The sequence below is a fragment of the Streptomyces sp. NPDC091649 genome, assembly GCF_044756785.1.
Lineage (GTDB): Bacteria > Actinomycetota > Actinomycetes > Streptomycetales > Streptomycetaceae > Streptomyces.
The window spans coordinates 396,083-413,114 of sequence record NZ_JBIVTR010000002.1; the positions used below are offsets into that span (position 1 = coordinate 396,083).

Here is a 17,032-nt window from a genome sequence, read left to right on the forward strand (position 1 = left end):
GGGGCCGCCGCGCCCCGGGCCACCACCACCCGCACCACCGCGAACGGAAGAAGCCGCACATGTCGTGGTTCAAGATCGACGATGGGTTCCACTGCCACCCCAAGGTGTTCGCAGCGGGCACCCCGGCGATCGGCCTGTACGTCCGCTGCGGGTCCTGGGCGGCACAGCAGGTGACCGACGGCGTGGTCCCCAAGCACGTCGCCAAGATGTACGGCACACCTCGGATGATCAAGGCGCTGGTCGACGCCGGGCTGTGGCACCAGAAGGGCCACGACTGCGAGTCGTGCCCCCAACTCGAAGCCAACTCGTACGCGATCCATCAGTACTTGGAACGCAACCCGAGTCGAGTTGACACCGAGTTGGCACGCAAAGCGAAGTCGAACCGCCAACAGAAGTGGCGCGAGGGCAAGAGGAACGGGCAGGTCAACGAGGGTGATACCCCGAATGTAGACGGTCATGTAGACGCGTCTACCTCGCGTCACGGAGACGCTGCCCCCGTCCCGGCCCGTCCCGCCCCGTCCCGTACTCCTTCTCCTACGGAGAAGGAGCAAGCAAGCAGGACGCGCGAGCTCGACACCCCCACCGGCATCCCCGACCAGGCCCGACCCCTCGTCGACCAACTCACCGCCGCTGGCGTCATCGTCCGCTGGCCCTTCCGCGGCAACGAGTGGTTCCCCCTGCTTGCCCTCATCGCCGACCGCGGCATCCCCGCAATGGTCGACCACGCCACCAAGGTCGCCGCCCGCACCTCCGTGGAGTCCGCGAAGTACTTCCTCAACGGCTGGGCCGAACTCCCGCCCATGCCCGAACCCGGCAACCGGCCCGCGCTCCGCACCGTCGGCGCCCCCACCGCACCGGCCACACCGCAGGCAGCCCGCCGCCAGGCCAGCCGCGACGTCCTTGACCAGCTCACCGAACAGCTCCGCGCAGGAGGCCAGCAGTGACCCCCGACCAGATCCCCCAGCTCCTCAAGCAGGTGTCGTACGCCGACCCGCGGGTCCTCCCCGACGACCCGAAGGAGGTCGCCGCCCTCGCCGCCCTTTGGGCCGCCGTCCTCACCGATGTCCCCGCCGAGTTCGCCATGCAGGCCGTCGGCGCCCACTACGCCAAGTCCCCCTTCCCGATCAAGCCGTCCGACATCAGCACCCGATGGCAGGCCGTCGTCTCCGACCGGATGGGCCGGCACACCGGGACCTTCGAACCCAACCAGCACCCCGGCCTGGACCCCGACGACATCAAGGGCTACCAGCAGGCGCTCCGTGCCGAACGCGACGCCGTCCGCACCGGGCAGCGGGCGCCCACCCCGTCCCGCGCCATCGCCCCACCCCTGTCGCAGGACGACGTCCGCGCCATGCGGCAGCAGGGCGACCTCCTCCGCCACATCAAGGACGCCTCCCGCGAGGCCCGCGCCGACAACGCCCGCCGCCGGAAGCTCGTCGCCCAGTACCCCGACCTGAACGAGCAGATGCACGACCTCCCCGGCCACAAGCAGTGGTCCGGTTCCGTCGGCGGCAACAAGCGCACCGCGGCGATCGTCGACGAGGCCGAGCAGCGGGCGGCCGGCGAACAGCAGGCCGCGGCGTGAGCGGGGTGCTGGCGGTGATCGAGGCCGCCATCGACGACTACCGGTGCGAGACCCCCGCCACCCAGCAGACCCCCGCCGGGCTCGCCGACCGCATCACCGAATACCTGACCGCCTCCGGTTACACCCTCCACCCCGCTGTCACCGTTCCCGCCGACCCGAGGAGCCCCTGATGCCCAACACCCTCCGCACCTTCAGCTTCGGAGGAGGCTGGCAATCCACCGCCGCCCTCGTCCTCGCAGCACAAGGCCGCATCAACTACCAGACCTTCCTGATGGCCAACGTCGGCGCCGACAGCGAGAACCCCGGCACCCTCCGGTACGTCGACGAGTACGCCGCCCCCTACGCCGCCGCCAACGGGCTCACCTTGATCTCCCTGGAGCGGCACAGGAAGGACGGCAGCACCGAAACGATCCGCCAGCGGATCATCAACAGCGACGGCAGCCGCCAGACCATCCCGATCTTCCTGTCCAACGGCAAGCCCGGATCCCGGGTCTGCACCAAGGAATTCAAGATCGAGGTCACCGGGGCGTGGCTTCAACACCACGGCGCCACCCCCGACAACAAGGCCACCGTCGGCATGGGCATCAGCGTCGACGAAGTCCACCGCGCCAACCCGAACAAGGCCATGCCCTACGAGGTCTTGGACTACCCGCTCCTCGACGCGGACCTCCGCATCCGCCGCGCGGACTGCCCCGGCATCATCCGCGGCGCTGGGCTGCCCATGCCCCCGAAGTCGTCCTGCGACTTCTGCCCCCACCGGAAGATCCCCGAGTGGCAGGCCATGTACGAGGCCGAGCCCGAGCGGTGGGCCAACGCCTGTGAAGTCGAGGACACCCTCAACGGCCGCAACGAACGCATGGGCCGCGAGCCCGTCTACCTGACCCCCGTCGGCCGGCCGCTCCGTGACCTGTTCAAGGCCGGGACGCAGCTACCGCTGCTCGACGAGACCGACAGCTGTGACAACGGCTGGTGCATGACGTGACCAGCAGTGCGCCCGCCCGGGTCGTGACCGGGCGGGCGCCCCACCACCGTACCGATCACCTGGAGCCCCTGATGCCCAACACCACCCCCGCCGACCAGCTGCGCGCCGCCGCCACGCTGCTCCGGGACAAGGCCACCGCCGCTATCCACGAGGGCCGCACCACCTGGTCCACCGGACACACGCTCGGCAGCCGCAGCCCCGTCGTCGTCGATGACCCCGACCAGCCGTCCGTCCTCATCGAGACCTACGCCGCCCGCCTGGAGCGGGTCAACTCCTACCTGGCACTCGTTGACCCCGCGCTCGGGCTGGCGTTGGCCGACTGGCTGGGCCGTGCGGCCGTGGAGTACGACGCCACGGTGCGCGGCGCGGCCGGGGTCTGGTCTGAGCCCGGCGACGAGCGCGAGCGGGACGCCTGGGTGGAGCGGCAGACGAACCAGCACGCCCTGGCGGTGGCCCGGCAGCTCCTCGGCACTGGCGCGGGCGAGGCCGCCCCGCCCGCCCCGCTGGCCGAGGTCTGGACCGTGTGGCGCGAGGACGAGCCCATCTACGCCCACTACACCACCGAGGGCGACGCCCGGCAGGGCACGATCGACTGCTGGCAGGACGACGAGCCGGTGTGCCCGGACTACAGCTGGCGGAAGGACGGGCCGCGCCTGGAGCTGGTGGTGGGCGGCGAGCACGCCGGGGTGTACGCGTCCCGGCACCGGGTGTACGGCACCCCGCCCGCGCCTGCCGACCGGTACCGGTCCGCCTGGAGCAGCGCCCGCCACCGGGCCGCAGTGCTGTCCGCGGAACTCACCCGTCGCGCCCCGCTCCTGGGCGAGTACGCCGCCGAGAACACGCGCCTGCTCACGCAGGCCGTCAAAGCGGCGACCACCATCACGCGCCTGCGGGCCGAACGCGCCGAGCTGAACCGCCAGCTGGACTGCCTCCGAGGGGACATGCGGAACATGGAGTCCTGCCTGAGGGAGCAGGACGCCGAGTTCGAGCGGATCCGCCGCGCCGCCAGCGAGGCCGCCCCGCCCGCGCCTGCCGACCGGGCCGCGATCCTCACCGAGGCCGCCGAGGTGGCTGCGGCGCACCAGTCCGACTGCCAGAACTGTGCCGTGGAACTGGAAGTCGCCGACCACCTCCGCCGTCTGGCCGGTGAGGCTGCCGCCGGGGTGCAGCAACCCACCGAGAGCGACACCGAGCTGACAGCCACCCTCGTCATCAACCGCAGCGACTCCTATTGCGACCGATGCGGAAAGCCCACCCTTCCCCAGCGCACCCACCACACCGACATCTCCGGGTGGGCCCCCAAGCCGGGCGGAGGCTGCGGGGCGCGGTTCACCGCAACGCGCAGCGACTACAGGGGCATCACGCCCAACAACCTGAGGGACGTCCGCCCGGACCTGCCGGTCGCCACCCCGCCCGCTGCCCCTGCCGTACCCGAGGAGCCGACACCGTGACCCAGCCCGACGCCGACGAAGTTCGACGACTCGCCCGCATGGTCGCCGGCCGCGAACTCGACGCCGCGATGAACGTCGCCGAACTCGACGAGCGGTTCCCCGCCCCGTCCCGCCCCACAGCCGCCACGTGGGCACCCCAGCAGCCGACCACACCGCCACCGTGCGGCACGACAAGGAGCAACACATGAGCGTCCTCACCGCCGGACTGCGCTGGCTGTACGAGACCGAACAGCCCGACAACGCCTGGCAGGAGCACCACGGCCTGCTGCTACCGGAGCCCGCTACCAACCGGCTCTACCGTTTCATCCCTGCCAACGACGGGCGCCGCGTCGTTGTGGCGGTGGACGTGGCGTCGATCGAGTGGATCGACAACGGGCCGAACGAACTCAAGACCCCGGCGAATCCGTTGGAGTCCGGCGAACTGGCCGCCTTGGCCGCCGATCTCGGAGCCCTCGGGTTCGAGGTCACCAGCACCTGGGGCGGGCACCCCCAGACCACCGGCAGTGTCGGTCTCGCCCGGACTGCCCACCCGTCGCTGCTCGCCGCCGTCGATCGGTACCGCGCGGGGTGTCTCGACCACCCGCAGCGGGCGGTGTTCTGCGACTGCGACGCCTGGCGCGCCGGCTTCGACCGCGTCGTCCAGCCCGCCCTGACCCCCGCCGTCTGACGCCCCTGCCCCTGTGGGTGGCCGCCCCACCCGGCGGCCACCCCGACACCTGGAAGGACCACGACCGTGCCCGTACAGACCGGCTTCCCCACCGTCCAAGGCAACTGCCCCGCCTGCGGCAGCAGCAGCCTCTTCCTCGGCTCCGGCGGCTACGTCACCTGCGCCCGCCTCGACTGCCCCGAACCCGACGCCGCCACCACCCTCCTGGAGCGCACCACCACCGAGGGGGCCCGGTGACCACCCAGCCCGAGCGCCTCCACCACCTCCTCGACCGGGCCCGACGCGGCGTCATCCGCCCCGCCGAAGGGGAAGCCCTGGCCGAGCTCGTCGCCGAGCGCGAAGCCCGCCTCGCCCTCCTGGAGAACGGCGCCCGCGAACGGTCCGCGCTCCTGGAGGAAGCCCGCGACGCCCTGGAGGCAGCCGGGATCAACGAAGCGCACGGCGGGGACTCCTGGCCCCGGCTCGTCCCCGCCATCGAGGAACTCGCCGCCGACCGCGACCGGCTCGCCACCGAGGTAGCCCGCCTCGCCACCGCGCGCCCCGCCACCGCCTGACCTCCACCCGCACACCGCCCCACCGCACGCGAGGAGCACCGCCGATGGACACCACCTGCACCCACTGCCACACCCCCGACCCCACCGGCAGTGCTCTCTGCATCCCCTGCACCACCCGCCTCACCGACCAGCTCACCGCCCTGCCCCGCATGTACGAGGCGCTCGGCGGACACCTCGCCCCCGGGAGCAGCAGCGGCCAGGGGCGGGCAGGCAAGGGCGGGCCCGCGCCCCTGCCCCTGCGCGTCGACATCGTCGACATGCGCCGGGAGTTCGACGCCGTCAGCGGCTGGCTGAGCGCCGTACACGACGCCCGACACATGAGGACCCCCCGACTGGCCGGAGACACGCTCACACGGCTCCACACGGCCGTCGCGGGCCTCCTCGCCCACATGCCGTGGATCGCCACCGGGTGGCACGGCGCCGGAGACCTCGCACAGGAGATCGGCGACCTCCACCGCAACGCCAGCAGCGTCGTCGACCCCGACCCGAGACCCCGCGGCCGGCGCATCGGCCACTGCCCCGCCATCGACCCCAGCGGAACGATCTGTGGCGCAGTGCTCCGGCTGATGCCCGGGGAGACGGTCATCGTCTGCCCGTGGTGCACCTGCGCCTTCCCGCCAGCGATGTGGGCCGGGCTGAAGACGCTCATGGCGGCCGATGCGGCTTGACTGGAACAGTGGTGTCCTATAGCGTGGGACACGTGCCAGACACCACATGGCGCGAACGGTTCGAGGTCGAGCAACAGCGACACCGCGACCTGCTGGAAGAGATCTCCGCCAGCGCCCGGAGACGGGCTACAGCTCTCGAAGAGGGAGTGGCGGAACTCGGAACGAAGAGCGCCGTGGCGCGAGCCGTCGGCATCGACGTAAGCGCAGTACGAAGATCCATCCGCGAGTACGGGGCGGCCACCCTACGGCCCACCGGCTCACCAACCACAACCGAATAGGGCCCGCCTGGCGGGCCGCCCCCGGCAAGGCGACCCTACCGCCCGCCGGGGACCACCACTTCCCACGAACGAGATGAGACCTCGTCATGGACACCGAGCACTCTAGCCTGCGCGTTCGCAGGCTGATCGACGCTGGCGGCCCGCAGGCGCGTCTGCTGAAGCGCCTCCTCGACAAGACCACTCCCGGCCCCGACGGCTGCGTTATCTGGACCGGAGCCATCACCGCCAACGGGTACGGCCGGATCAGGGCCGGCGGCCGAGCAGAAGGCGCGCTGTACCCGCACCGCGCCGCGTACGCGCTGCTTGTGGCGCCCATCGCGGACGGGCTCCTCCTCGACCACTTGTGCCACACGGCCAGCACCTCGTGCGAAGGCGGCAACGCCTGCCTTCACCGCCGCTGCATCAACCCCGCCCACCTTGAGCCCGTAACCAACCGGGAGAACATCCTCCGGTCCCGGTTTGCGCCGACGGCCGTGAACGCCCGCAAGACGGAGTGCCTGCACGGGCACCCCTTTGACGAGGCCAACACCGACAGAGACCGGAACGGCAGCCGTCACTGCCGCACATGCCGGCGAGCGAAGGACGCGCGACGGTACGGCGCTTCGGCGCTGCCCGCTGCCACCGACTCCGACACGGACATGGACGAAGCCCTCCGCCGCGCCCTCGCCCCGCGTACGGCGGTCGGCCGATGAAACCGAACGCCTGGCGCTTCGCCCTGGCCGTCGTCTCCCTGGCCGCGCTCGCCACCACCGGGTGGTCCCTCTACGCCGTCGCCCGCCACTACGACGCCCCCGAGATCATCGCCGTCGCTGTGTTCCTCGTCTTCGACGGCATCGCCTACGCCTGCCTCCACCTCGCGTCCGAAGCATCCGCCGCCGGCCGATCCGCTATCGGGGCCCGCATCACCGCCATCGGCATGGCCGGGGTCAGCGTCTACCTCAACGACTTCCACGCCGACCTCATCAACGGCGGCACTCCGGCCAGCCTCCTCTTCGCAATGCCCACCGTCGGCCTGCTGCTCCTCTCCGAGCTGTCATGGGCCGGCCCCCGGGCAGAAGCCCGAGCGGCGCGCACCGAGCAGCCCTACCGGCTCCCCTCGTACGGCGGCTGGGCCTGGGCCCTCGCCCCCCGCCTCGCCGGACGCACCGTCAAGGCCCTAGCCGTCCACCACATCGAGAACGGACCGCCGCTCCCGCCCGATCCCACCCCGGCCACCCCGGTCCGGCACTCCGCCACCGAGGTCCTGCGGCGCCGCTTCGCCGAGATGGACCCCGCCGACGCCATCCGTGTCGCACGTGATGCGCACCCTGATGCGCCCCCCGCCGAACTCGCCTCGATGCTCATCACCTACGGAGTCATCGTCGACGCCGTCCAGGTCGCCCTCGTCCTCCACGGGCAGCCCGCCGAGGTCACCGTCGACCGGGGTGACGCGGATGATGCGCCCGATGATGCGGATGATGCGCCGCAGGTCGGGAGCTCGCCCGCCCTCACCAAGGCGCAGGCGATCCTCCAGGCCGCCGCCGTTCTCGGCCCCGACTTCAAGGCCGCCGACGTCGTCGACCGCGTCAAGCGCATCAACCGCATCACCGTCGGGGCCGCGTACGTCCGCACCGTCCTCAGCCGCGAGAAGCAGACCGAGTCGGACGAGCGCCCACGCCCCATGGAGGGCGGCTTCCTGTGACTGCCCTCCGGCTGTTCTTCCCGCTCGCCACCATCGGCGCCGGCTGCATCCTCGCCGCGCTCGCCACCCGCGACATCCCCCGCACCACCGGGACCGTCGCCCTCGTGCTCACCCTCGCCGCCCTCGCCGCGGCCATCCTCCACTGAGGACCACCGTGAACCTCGGATCCACCGCCGTCTCCCTGGGCGGCATCACCTTCGGCACGATCATCGTCGTCCTCGTCCTCCTCCGCTGGCACAAGAAGGGCGGGGGAGGAGGCAAGAAGAGCGACGACGGCGGCGGCCGCGACTGGAAGCAGCTCCTGCCCTTCTTCGGCATCCTTGCCGTCCTCGCCGCCGGCCCCGCCAGCGCCCTCGGGCTCATCACCCGCTTCAGCCTCTGGGGCGGTGACAGCATCGGCACCCTCTACCTCGTCTACGGCATCGGCGGCACCTCCCCCGACGTCACCCGGGCCGCGCCCGTCATCCTCAGCCCCGGCGGCTACGCCGTCTTCGCGATCTGGGCGGCCGTGATGGTCGGCCTGTACCTCTGGTCGAAGAAGCTCCCCCGCCTCCAGACCCTCCTCGGCATCCTCGCCGGGATCCTCCTCGGGCTGTCCCACGGCGTCGCCGGAATGGCCGCCGTCCCCCTCGCCTCCGCCGTGAACGCGGCCGGTGGCTGGTACGCAGGAGTCGTCCAGTGAACCTCGCACCGCACGTCACCCGCATCGGCCACGGCACCGCCCACAGCCACTGACCACCACACCAGTCACACCAGCCACGTCTTTGACCGCTTGTGCTCTCTCTTGACCAGAGCGGGTAGTACGCGACCACCACCAGAAGGGACCAACGCCATGGGTACGCAGGACTCGACCTACGACGACACCACCGGGCACTACGACGAGTGCCCGAAGCACACCGACCCGACCGACCCCCGCTGCTACTGCGACGGCATCCGAACCGCGCAGGACTCCTACTACGACGAGGACGCCTACTACGAGCCGTGGGGCCCGGAGTACGTCCTGCCGCCGTCAGACGACTGCCCCAACTGCCCGTGCCACACCACCCGCGTCTGCGAAGGCGCCCTGTGGCGGCAGGCCAGCCCGCCGACGTACCCCAACGGCAGGCCCTACACGAGTCCGTGCCCGTGCCGGACCGCCGCTGTCACACCCGAGCAGTAGCCTGACCCGCATCACCCATCCGGATCGCGAGCTGGCTGCCGCGCTACGGGACCAAGGCCCCGGCCGTCACCACGACGACCGGGGCCTCACCACGTCACACTGGACCCATGGAGTACCAGCAGCCGCCCATCGGCACCCTCACCACCCGCCTCGCCGCCCTCTCCGCCGACGTCGCCCCCGCGACCATCCGCGACTGGGTGCGACGCGGCCTCCTCGCCCGCTGCGGCGGCACCCCCAAGCGCCCCCTGTACCGCGTCGCCGACGTCGAAGCAGCCCGATACGCCGCCAAGCCGACCCGCAACAACCAGCGCGCCGCCACAGCAGCTTGACCAGCAGCGATTCATGCGCCACGATTTGGGCACCACACGCATGCCCGCAAGCCCCCGCCGAATCCCGGCCGGGGCCACCACTGCCGCGATCCTTCTCGCCTACCGCAGGGAGTTGCAGCGCGGGCGCATGCACCCGGACGTCGTTGACGAACTGACCAAGGCCGCAGCCCACCAGCTCATCGCCCACGACGGCCTTCAAGTGCGCACAGAGCAGGCACCCCCTCCTGGAGTGCCGAGCAAGCCCCTGCCCCCTGAGCGGACTTGACCCCTCCCCGCCACCTCTTGGAGGCCCCCCCCGTGCCTACCCGGCCCCCCACCCGGTGCGCCGAGCCCCGGTGCACCACCCTGGTGCCCAAGGGCCGCTGCGAGGAGCACAAGCCCGCCCCGTGGGCAGGCAGGGACGACAAGGCCGCCCGTTACGGAATCAGCTCGGGCAGGTGGCGCACGCTGAAACGCATGGTCACCAACCGTGACAACGGATGCTGCTACCGATGCGGCATCGGCCAGCCCGACGCCGAGGACGATCCCGACGGCGAACACCAGCATCAGCTGGACCACATCACACCGAGGTTCGAGGGCGGAGCCATCGAGGACCTCGACAACTTGGGGTTGATCTGCGAGCCATGCCACATCGTCAAGAGCAAGGCCGAGGCGCTCAGGGCCAACCGGGCGCGCCGTCGTACCCGAGCGTGATCAGCGAAGGGTTCATCACCACCGACGAGGCCCTGGCGCGCTTCGCTGACCTCGCTGACCTCTTCGCACGGCTCGGCGACCAGAGCCGCGCCGACGTCCTCTGGGCCTCGACCGCCCCGGTAGGGGAGTCCGGATTTCCGGAGTGATCGTCTGGGGGCCCGGCGCCGTCAGCTCGGCGCGTGCGTGCACAGAATCGTGAAGGGGGGTCTCCCCGATGGGACGGACCGCTCAGCCTGCCGCGTTGAAGCTGATCAAGGGCCGGGCGCCGGGCAAGGACTCCGCCGGCCGCGACGTGAACCCCGGGCCCGCGTTCAAGCGCCTGCCGCCCGAGGCCCCGGACTGGCTGACCGACGAGGCCCGCGCCGAATGGGACCGTGTCGTTCCCGGCCTGTCCCGGCTGGACCTGCTGAAGCCGGAGGACCGGGCGGCGCTGGCCGCGTACTGCGAGGCGTGGGCGACGTTCCGGGACGCGACGGAGACCGTGGCCCGTGAAGGTCTGACGATCGAGGCGAAGCAGGGAACGCTGCCGCATCCGGCGGTCGGGATCGCGCGGGCGGCGGGGCGTGAGCTGCGGGCGTGGGCTGGGCACTTCGGGCTGACACCGTCCACGGAGCAGGCCCTGTCGAGAGGGGCCGAGAATGAGCCGGACCCCGACAACCCCTTCGGATGACGTTGTTCCCGCGGCGTACCTGGACGAGGAGCTCCTCGCTCGGCTGAAGCTCTCTCCCGAGGTGGCGTGGTATCTGGTCGAGCGGGGAATCCCGCTGCCGGACTGCCCGCCGCTGGTGAAGACGCCGGAGCCCCGGGACGCACCCGGAGCGGTGTTCGACGCGGGGCGGGTCGATCGGGTCCTGCGGGCCTTCGACCAGCTGCGGCACACTCAGGGCGAGTTGGGTGGCCAGCCGCTGCGGCCGGACCCGTGGCAGATCGCGTACATCCTCGCGCCGATCTTCGGGTGGGTGCACTGGGACGACGACGCCGACATGTACGTGCGGATCATCCGCGAGGCGTACGTCGACGTGCCCCGAAAGAACGGCAAGACGACGCTCGCGGGCGGGATCGCGCTGTACATGATGGGCGGCGACGGGGAGAGGGGCGCCCAGGTCATCACGGCGGCGGTGACCAAGGAGCAGGCAGGGCTGCTGTTCAAGCCGGTCAAGCTGATCGTGGAGAAGTCCCCGGCGCTCAAACGCGTCATGCAGCCGCTCGCCGGGGTGATCCTCCATCCCAAGACGGACTCGTACTTCAAGCCGGTGTCGTCGCTCGCGGGTGCCCAGCACGGGCTGAACCTGCACTGCGGGATCGTGGACGAGCTCCACGAGCACAAGAGCCCGGAGCTGGTGGAGACGATCGAGACCGGTACCGGGTCGCGCCGGCAGCCGCTGATCTTCATCATCACGACGGCCGACGCCGGGAACCGGGCCTCGGTCTACCACCGCAAGCGCGAACGCATCGAGCAGCTGGCCCGCGGGGCGTTCACGGCGTTCGCCGCGTACGGCGTGGTGTTCGCGGCGGAGAAGGACGACGATCCGTTCGCCGAGTCGACGTGGAAGAAGGCGAACCCCGGCTACGGGATCAGCCCGACGCGCGCCGCCCTGCAGGAGGCCGCGGACAAGGCGAAGCAGTCCCCGGCCCAGCTGGCGTCGTTCCTGCGCCTGCACCTGGGCATCCGTACGAAGCAGACGACGAAATTCCTCACCCTGGAATCGTGGACGGCGAACGGCGCCCTGGTCGAGGAGGCCGCGCTCCGCGGCCGCGAGGCGTACGGGGGCCTGGACCTCGGCGCGGTGTCCGACCTGAACGCGCTCGCCTGGCTGTTCCCGGACGACGAGGACGGAAGTCTGGACCTGCTGATGCGGTTCTGGACGCCCGCGGAGAACATCACCGACCTGGACCGCCGGACAGCCGGGAACGCCTCGGTGTGGGTGCGTGAGGGGTGGCTGAAGACGACCCCGGGGAACGTCACCGACTACGACGTCATCGGGCAGCAGATCCGTCGGGACCTGGACTCCTTCGACGTGAAGGCGCTGGGCTACGACCGGTGGTCGGCCACCCCGCTGACGAACTCGCTGGAAGGCGACCGGGCCCCGATGGTCGGCGTCGGCCAGGGCTACAAGTCCATGAGTCCTGCCCTGAAGGCTGTGCAGCGACTGCTGATGATGGGCCAGACGCAGGTGCGTGAGGGCGGCCGGCCGATGCTCCGGCATGACGGCAACCCGGTCATGGCGTGGATGGTCGACAACCTGGCCGTGGCCATCGACAGCGCGGGCAACGTCAAGCCGGACAAGTCCTCCGGCGGCGACAAGATCGACGGCGTCAGCGCGCTCTGCGACGGCATGTCCGAGGTCCTGGCCCGGCCTCCCAAGCGCCGGTCCGCGTACGAGGACGGCGACTTCGAAGCGATCTGAGAGAGAGGGGGCGTCCTCATGGCGTTCTGGCACCGCTGGACCAAGCACCACCCGGAGGGCCGGGTCATCGACCAGGACGGCGTGCCCGTCCTCGCGAAGGCGGCCGAGCAGTTCGGCGACCTGGCCGAGCTCGGCGCACACTTGGCCGCGTCCGGGATTCGGGTTGTGGACCCGGGCGTTCCGCTGTCCAACTACACGGGCACCGCTGCGGCGATGCGCGTCTGGGAGACTCAGCCGTCCGTCCGCAAGGTCGTGGACTACATCGCCCGCGCGTTGTGCTCGATCCCCTGGCACGTCTACGAGCGGGTATCGGACACTGACCGGCGCAGGGTCACCGATCACCCGCTGGCGCTGCTGCTGGCGAACCCGGCCCCGGCGGTGACGCCGTCGAGGCTGTGGCACTCGGTCATCGTGGACTGGCTCATCCATGACCGGTGGTGCATACAGGTCCTCCCCAGTGCCGACACGGCATCCGGGTGGGAGCTGCGCAGGAAGCCGGCGCGACGGATGCACGTCCTGGCGGACGACGACGACCAGCCCGCCTACCTGTACCTGATTTCCTCGCGCGGCCCCGCCGAGAAGGTCCCGCTGCCGGGCCCGTACCTGTTCGACCACGGATACGCCACGGTCGGGGCGGACGGCACGTCGCCCATGGAGACGATGCAGCAGATGCTCGCCGAGCAGGCCGAGGCGGTGGAGTACCGCCGGTCGGTGTGGAAGAACGGCGCCCGGGTGCCCGTAGTCATCGAGCGGCCGGCGGACGCGCCGCCCTGGTCCAAGACGGCGAAGGACCGTTTCCTGGCCGGGTTCAACGCGTTCATCGGCCGAAGTCGCTCGGCCGGCGGGACACCCCTGCTGGAAGACGGCATGAGACTGGCGCCGGTCGAGGCATTCAAGCCGGTGGACACGCAGGACATCGAAGGCCGCAGGCTGACCGACACCGAGGTCGCGTCCTTCTACCACATCCCGCCCGAGCTGGTGGGCGCGCGCGAAGGCAACTTCAGCAACCTGGATGCGTTCCGGCAGATGCTCTACACGCACTCGGTGGGCCCGGACATCACGATGCTGCAGGACGTCATCAACACCATGCTCGTCCCGCTGATCGCCCCGGGGACGGACCTCTATGTGGAGGCCAACGTCGAGGCCAAGCTCCGCGGCAGCTTCACGGAGCAGGCAAGCATCCTGCAGACCGCGACCGGCGCCCCGTACATGGTCCGCTCGGAGGCCCGCAGCAAGCTGAACCTGCCATACCTGCCGGGCACCGAGGAGCTGGTCACCCCGCTCAACGTTTTGGTCGGGGGCCTCGCGTCGCCCACGGACACGGCCCCGCCGCCCGCGCTCCCAAAAGGTCAGGGCCGCCCGGCATGAAAGCCGTGCGGCCGGAGGACCTGGGCACGTTCGACGCGGAGCGGGACGCCTACACCGCGGCGCTCACCGGGTGGGCGCAGCAGCAGGCGGACGCACTGGTGTCGGCGGCCGGCGCGAAGGCGGATGGCCCACCGGACTTCTATGACCTGTGGGCCGCCCAGTCCCCGGAGCGGCAGGCACAGCTCGCCGCCCTGATGGCCGGCTACGGCTTCCGCCTCGCGCAGATCGGGGCGTGGGACGTCCTCGGGGTGTGGAACCCGGAGGCGGACGGCTGGGATCCGGCGGTCATGGAGGCGTGGCTCGCGAAGGCCGCCGAGTCGCACGCCGTGCAGTACGAACAGGCGGCGTACACCGCGGCGACGGCGGCGGTCGCCGACGAGGGCGACTGGCGCGACAACCTGCAGACCGGCCTGGCGTCCTGGGTGACGGCGGCCGCAGTGCGGTCGGTGACCGCGTCCACCGAGGCCCGCTCGTTCGGGTCGCACGACGCGGCCGGGGCGTCCGGCCTGACCCACAAGGTGTGGCGCACCGGCGGCAAGAACCCGCGCGCCTCCCACGTGCGCCTGGATGGCGACTCCGTCCCACTCGGGACGACGTTCGGCAACGGGCTGCGCTGGCCCGGGGACTCGAACGGGGACGCGGCCGAGACCGCGAACTGCAACTGCCGACTCGACTACGAGAGGGGGACCTGAATGGACCGCCGCCCGCCGCCCCAGGACGGACAGCATCCGACCCTGACGCCGAAGCGCACCCGGGCTCACCCGCCTCCGCCGCCCCCTCCGCGAAGGCCAAGCCGAGCAAGCGAGAGGAGAGCTGAGATGCCTTTGCACACCCGGAGGTACGCGCCTCCCGACGACGTACGGCCGCTGATCGAACTGTCCGAGTCCGGCCTCCTGTGGCTGATCAACCGCACGGTGTTCCACCCGCGCGGGCTGGCGCTCGGCCTGTACCAGGAGGGCCGCGAGATACGCGGCTGGCAGCTGCTCGTCTCCCCTGGCGAGCCGTACGCCTTCCCCACGGCCGAAGACCACGACGGCTACCGCCGGGCCGAGGCCACCCTCCGCTCGATCTTCACGGACAGGGAGGGCTGACCGGTGCCCCGTACGAAGGAATGCACGGCGAAGATCAAGGCCGCCGGACCCGCCGACGGGCTCGCCGAGGGTCAGTTCCGGGCGGTCGTCTCGGTGTTCGGCAACGAGGACAGCATGGGCGACGTCATCGCCCCCGGCGCTTTCGCCCAGGTCCTCGCCGAGTGGACGGCGTCCGGCGACCCGATCCCGGTGGTCTGGGCCCACAAGTGGGGCGACCCCTTCGCCCACATCGGCGTCGTCCTGGAAGCGAAGGAGACGACGGCCGGCCTGGAGGTCCTCGCGCAGATCGAGGACATGGACACCAACCCCACCGCCCGGCACGTCCACGGCCTGCTCAAGGGCCGCCGTATCAAGCAGTTCAGCTTTGCGTACGACGTGGGCGAGGGCGGCTGGGTTGAGACCGACGACCTGGTCAAGCACCCGTGGGGTGAGTTCTACGAGATCAGGCGGTTCAGCAAATTGTTCGAGGTCGGGCCGTGCCTGGTCGGCGCGAACCAGCAGACCGACCTGATCGCGGCGAAGGCCGCCGACCTCGCCCACACCGCGAAGGCCGGCCGTGTCCTGTCGCAGGCGAACTTCGACGCGCTGTCCTCGGCGCACGCATCGATCGGTGAGGTCCTCGCCGCCGCCACCCCGGAGAAGAACCGGGCCCAGAAGACTTCCCCGCCCGCGCCCGCGGCCGGGGCCACACCCGAGCAGGAGACCGGCCAGCAGCCGCCCGAGGAGACCGCCGCCGCCGACGAGGCCGCCGCGAAGTCGCCCGAGCTCACGCCCGCCCAGGTGTCCGCATGGGTCACCACGCAGGAACTGATGACCATGAGGAGCACAGGATGACGCTGCGCGAGAAGCTGCAGGCGCTGCTGAAAGAAGCGGCGGACATCGTCGCGAAGGCCAAGGAGGGAGAGGGCCGCGAGTTCACCGAGGACGAGGTGAAGCGGATCAACGAGATCAAGTCGGAGACCGACGACCTGGCGGCGAAGGTCAAGGCGGCCGACGACGCCCAGGCCGCGGCCGCGGCGATGGCGGGCAAGGCCGCCGACCGGCCGAAGCCGCAGACATCGGGGGTCAAGGACCGCCAGGAGGACGGCGACGTCGCCACGCTCGGCGCGCAGTTCGTGAAGTCTTCCCTGTACGAGGAGTTCCGCAAGCAGCACCCGTCCGGGCTCGGCGAGGGCTCGGCGGTCAGCATCGGCCGGACCCGCGTCGGGTCGCTCAAGGAATGGATGGCCGGCCGCAAGGCGACCTCCGCCCCGCTGCAGGTGGGCCTCGGGCACGTCGCCCCGACCCGGATGCCGATGGTCGACCAGGTCGACCGCGACAACCTGACCATCCTCGACCTCATCTCGCGGGGTGAGTCGGACGGGCCGTTCGAGTACCTCCAGGTCACCGGAGTCACGCGTAACGCCGCCGTCGTGCAGGACGAGATCCTGCCCGGCGACCCGGACACGGCGCTCAAGCCGACGTCGACCATCCAGACCGCGCTGGCCGACGCCAAGCCCTACACGTACGCGGACGGCTACGACGTCACCAACGCGCTGCTGTCCAACGCCCCGGCGCTGGCGTCGTACATGAACAACGAGCTGGAGTACTCGCTGGACTGGGTCGTCGAGGACATGCTCCTCAACGGCACCGGCACCAACGGCCAGCCCAAGGGCCTCCTGAGCACGACGGGGGTGCAGGAGCTCACCTACACCCCGGGCGCGGACGCCATGGCCCAGGTCAAGGCGATCCGGCAGGCGATCACGAAGATCACCACGCTGCCGGGCGGGAACGTCACCGCCGCCCTGATGTCCCCGGAGGACGACGAGGCGTGGGACCTGATGCAGGACGCCAACGACCGCTTCTTCGGTCAGGGCCCGTTCGGTCAGGGCCCGAACACGTCCTGGGGCCGCGCGCGTGCGCTGTCGCAGCGCCTGGCCCCGGGCACGGTCATCCTCGGCGACTGGCGGCAGATGGCCCTCCTCGACGTTGAGGGCCTGTCCATCCTGGCGTTCAACCAGCACAAGGACTACGCGCAGCGGAACCTCGTCTACGTGCGGGCCGAGCTGCGCGCCATGCAGGTCATCTGGAAGCCGAACCGGCTGATCGTCGTCAAGCCGGCCGTCACCCCGTAAGGAG

General features: G+C 71.0%; 25 protein-coding genes. All 25 read left to right on the top strand.

The genetic code is table 11. The features are described 5' to 3' along the window. The first annotated feature begins 59 nt into the window (after positions 1–59). The 25 genes from ACIQMU_RS06960 (at position 60) to ACIQMU_RS07080 (ending at position 17,028) form a co-directional block, all read left to right on the top strand. Positions 60–944 carry a hypothetical protein gene (locus ACIQMU_RS06960; protein ID WP_402688366.1) on the top strand — a complete coding sequence of 295 codons (885 nt, stop codon included), beginning with the start codon at positions 60–62 and terminating at the stop codon, positions 942–944. Beyond that, positions 941–1,585 carry a hypothetical protein gene (locus tag ACIQMU_RS06965; RefSeq protein ID WP_402688367.1) on the top strand — a complete coding sequence of 215 codons (645 nt, stop codon included), beginning with the start codon at positions 941–943 and terminating at the stop codon, positions 1,583–1,585. Before ACIQMU_RS06960 ends, ACIQMU_RS06965 begins: the two co-directional genes overlap by 4 nt. Beyond that, positions 1,582–1,755, top strand: a complete 174-nt coding sequence (locus tag ACIQMU_RS06970) for a hypothetical protein (RefSeq protein WP_402688368.1) — start codon at positions 1,582–1,584, stop codon at positions 1,753–1,755. Before ACIQMU_RS06965 ends, ACIQMU_RS06970 begins: the two co-directional genes overlap by 4 nt. Continuing rightward, complete coding sequence (locus ACIQMU_RS06975; RefSeq protein WP_402688369.1) at positions 1,755–2,567, top strand: phosphoadenosine phosphosulfate reductase; 813 nt, start codon at positions 1,755–1,757, stop codon at positions 2,565–2,567. Before ACIQMU_RS06970 ends, ACIQMU_RS06975 begins: the two co-directional genes overlap by 1 nt. Further along, positions 2,564–4,018 carry a hypothetical protein gene (locus tag ACIQMU_RS06980; RefSeq protein WP_402688370.1) on the top strand — a complete coding sequence of 485 codons (1,455 nt, stop codon included), beginning with the start codon at positions 2,564–2,566 and terminating at the stop codon, positions 4,016–4,018. The genes ACIQMU_RS06975 and ACIQMU_RS06980 overlap by 4 nt, the downstream gene beginning before the upstream one ends. After that, positions 4,015–4,206 carry a hypothetical protein gene (locus tag ACIQMU_RS06985; RefSeq protein ID WP_402688371.1) on the top strand — a complete coding sequence of 64 codons (192 nt, stop codon included), beginning with the start codon at positions 4,015–4,017 and terminating at the stop codon, positions 4,204–4,206. Before ACIQMU_RS06980 ends, ACIQMU_RS06985 begins: the two co-directional genes overlap by 4 nt. Continuing rightward, a complete protein-coding gene (locus ACIQMU_RS06990) occupies positions 4,203–4,685 on the top strand; it encodes a hypothetical protein (protein ID WP_402688372.1) in 483 nt (160 codons plus the stop codon). Before ACIQMU_RS06985 ends, ACIQMU_RS06990 begins: the two co-directional genes overlap by 4 nt. A 66-nt stretch (positions 4,686–4,751) precedes the next feature. Next, positions 4,752–4,922 (top strand): DUF6085 family protein, encoded by a 171-nt coding sequence (locus ACIQMU_RS06995; RefSeq protein WP_402688373.1) that lies wholly within the window; start codon positions 4,752–4,754, stop codon positions 4,920–4,922. Continuing rightward, the gene (locus ACIQMU_RS07000) at positions 4,919–5,239 is read left to right on the top strand and encodes a hypothetical protein (RefSeq protein WP_402688374.1); all 321 of its coding nucleotides are present in this window, start codon (positions 4,919–4,921) and stop codon (positions 5,237–5,239) included. The genes ACIQMU_RS06995 and ACIQMU_RS07000 overlap by 4 nt, the downstream gene beginning before the upstream one ends. 44 nt (positions 5,240–5,283) lie before the next feature. Next, the gene (locus tag ACIQMU_RS07005; protein WP_402688375.1) at positions 5,284–5,907 is read left to right on the top strand and encodes a hypothetical protein; all 624 of its coding nucleotides are present in this window, start codon (positions 5,284–5,286) and stop codon (positions 5,905–5,907) included. A 364-nt stretch (positions 5,908–6,271) separates the two neighbouring features. Beyond that, positions 6,272–6,877, top strand: a complete 606-nt coding sequence (locus tag ACIQMU_RS07010; protein WP_402688376.1) for a hypothetical protein — start codon at positions 6,272–6,274, stop codon at positions 6,875–6,877. Next, on the top strand, positions 6,874–7,866 hold the full coding sequence (locus tag ACIQMU_RS07015) for a hypothetical protein (protein ID WP_402688377.1): 993 nt from the start codon (positions 6,874–6,876) through the stop codon (positions 7,864–7,866). The genes ACIQMU_RS07010 and ACIQMU_RS07015 overlap by 4 nt, the downstream gene beginning before the upstream one ends. Next, positions 7,863–8,012: a hypothetical protein gene (locus ACIQMU_RS07020; RefSeq protein WP_402688378.1), complete on the top strand. Its 150-nt coding sequence runs from the start codon at positions 7,863–7,865 to the stop codon at positions 8,010–8,012. The genes ACIQMU_RS07015 and ACIQMU_RS07020 overlap by 4 nt, the downstream gene beginning before the upstream one ends. An 8-nt stretch (positions 8,013–8,020) precedes the next feature. After that, positions 8,021–8,548, top strand: a complete 528-nt coding sequence (locus ACIQMU_RS07025) for a hypothetical protein (RefSeq protein ID WP_402688379.1) — start codon at positions 8,021–8,023, stop codon at positions 8,546–8,548. Between the two features lie 150 nt (positions 8,549–8,698). Beyond that, positions 8,699–9,025 carry a hypothetical protein gene (locus tag ACIQMU_RS07030; protein WP_402688380.1) on the top strand — a complete coding sequence of 109 codons (327 nt, stop codon included), beginning with the start codon at positions 8,699–8,701 and terminating at the stop codon, positions 9,023–9,025. A gap of 107 nt (positions 9,026–9,132) precedes the next feature. Continuing rightward, the gene (locus ACIQMU_RS07035; RefSeq protein ID WP_402688381.1) at positions 9,133–9,354 is read left to right on the top strand and encodes a hypothetical protein; all 222 of its coding nucleotides are present in this window, start codon (positions 9,133–9,135) and stop codon (positions 9,352–9,354) included. A 297-nt stretch (positions 9,355–9,651) separates the two neighbouring features. After that, positions 9,652–10,047, top strand: coding sequence for an HNH endonuclease (locus ACIQMU_RS07040; RefSeq protein ID WP_402688382.1), 396 nt, complete (start codon positions 9,652–9,654; stop codon positions 10,045–10,047). After that, positions 10,044–10,193: a hypothetical protein gene (locus ACIQMU_RS07045; protein WP_402688383.1), complete on the top strand. Its 150-nt coding sequence runs from the start codon at positions 10,044–10,046 to the stop codon at positions 10,191–10,193. Before ACIQMU_RS07040 ends, ACIQMU_RS07045 begins: the two co-directional genes overlap by 4 nt. Before the next feature lie 68 nt (positions 10,194–10,261). Further along, complete coding sequence (locus ACIQMU_RS07050) at positions 10,262–10,717, top strand: phage terminase small subunit P27 family (RefSeq protein ID WP_352239084.1); 456 nt, start codon at positions 10,262–10,264, stop codon at positions 10,715–10,717. Further along, entirely contained in the window at positions 10,686–12,455 is a 1,770-nt protein-coding gene (locus ACIQMU_RS07055; protein ID WP_402688384.1) for a terminase large subunit, read from the top strand. The genes ACIQMU_RS07050 and ACIQMU_RS07055 overlap by 32 nt, the downstream gene beginning before the upstream one ends. Positions 12,456–12,473: 18 nt before the next feature. Further along, positions 12,474–13,823, top strand: a complete 1,350-nt coding sequence (locus ACIQMU_RS07060) for a phage portal protein (protein ID WP_402688385.1) — start codon at positions 12,474–12,476, stop codon at positions 13,821–13,823. Then, positions 13,820–14,515, top strand: coding sequence for a hypothetical protein (locus ACIQMU_RS07065; protein ID WP_402688386.1), 696 nt, complete (start codon positions 13,820–13,822; stop codon positions 14,513–14,515). Before ACIQMU_RS07060 ends, ACIQMU_RS07065 begins: the two co-directional genes overlap by 4 nt. Positions 14,516–14,641: 126 nt before the next feature. Next, complete coding sequence (locus ACIQMU_RS07070) at positions 14,642–14,914, top strand: hypothetical protein (RefSeq protein WP_402688387.1); 273 nt, start codon at positions 14,642–14,644, stop codon at positions 14,912–14,914. Positions 14,915–14,917: 3 nt separating this feature from the next. Then, positions 14,918–15,748, top strand: coding sequence for an HK97 family phage prohead protease (locus tag ACIQMU_RS07075; RefSeq protein WP_402688388.1), 831 nt, complete (start codon positions 14,918–14,920; stop codon positions 15,746–15,748). Further along, entirely contained in the window at positions 15,745–17,028 is a 1,284-nt protein-coding gene (locus tag ACIQMU_RS07080) for a phage major capsid protein (protein ID WP_402688389.1), read from the top strand. The genes ACIQMU_RS07075 and ACIQMU_RS07080 overlap by 4 nt, the downstream gene beginning before the upstream one ends. The last annotated feature ends 4 nt before the right edge of the window (positions 17,029–17,032 follow it).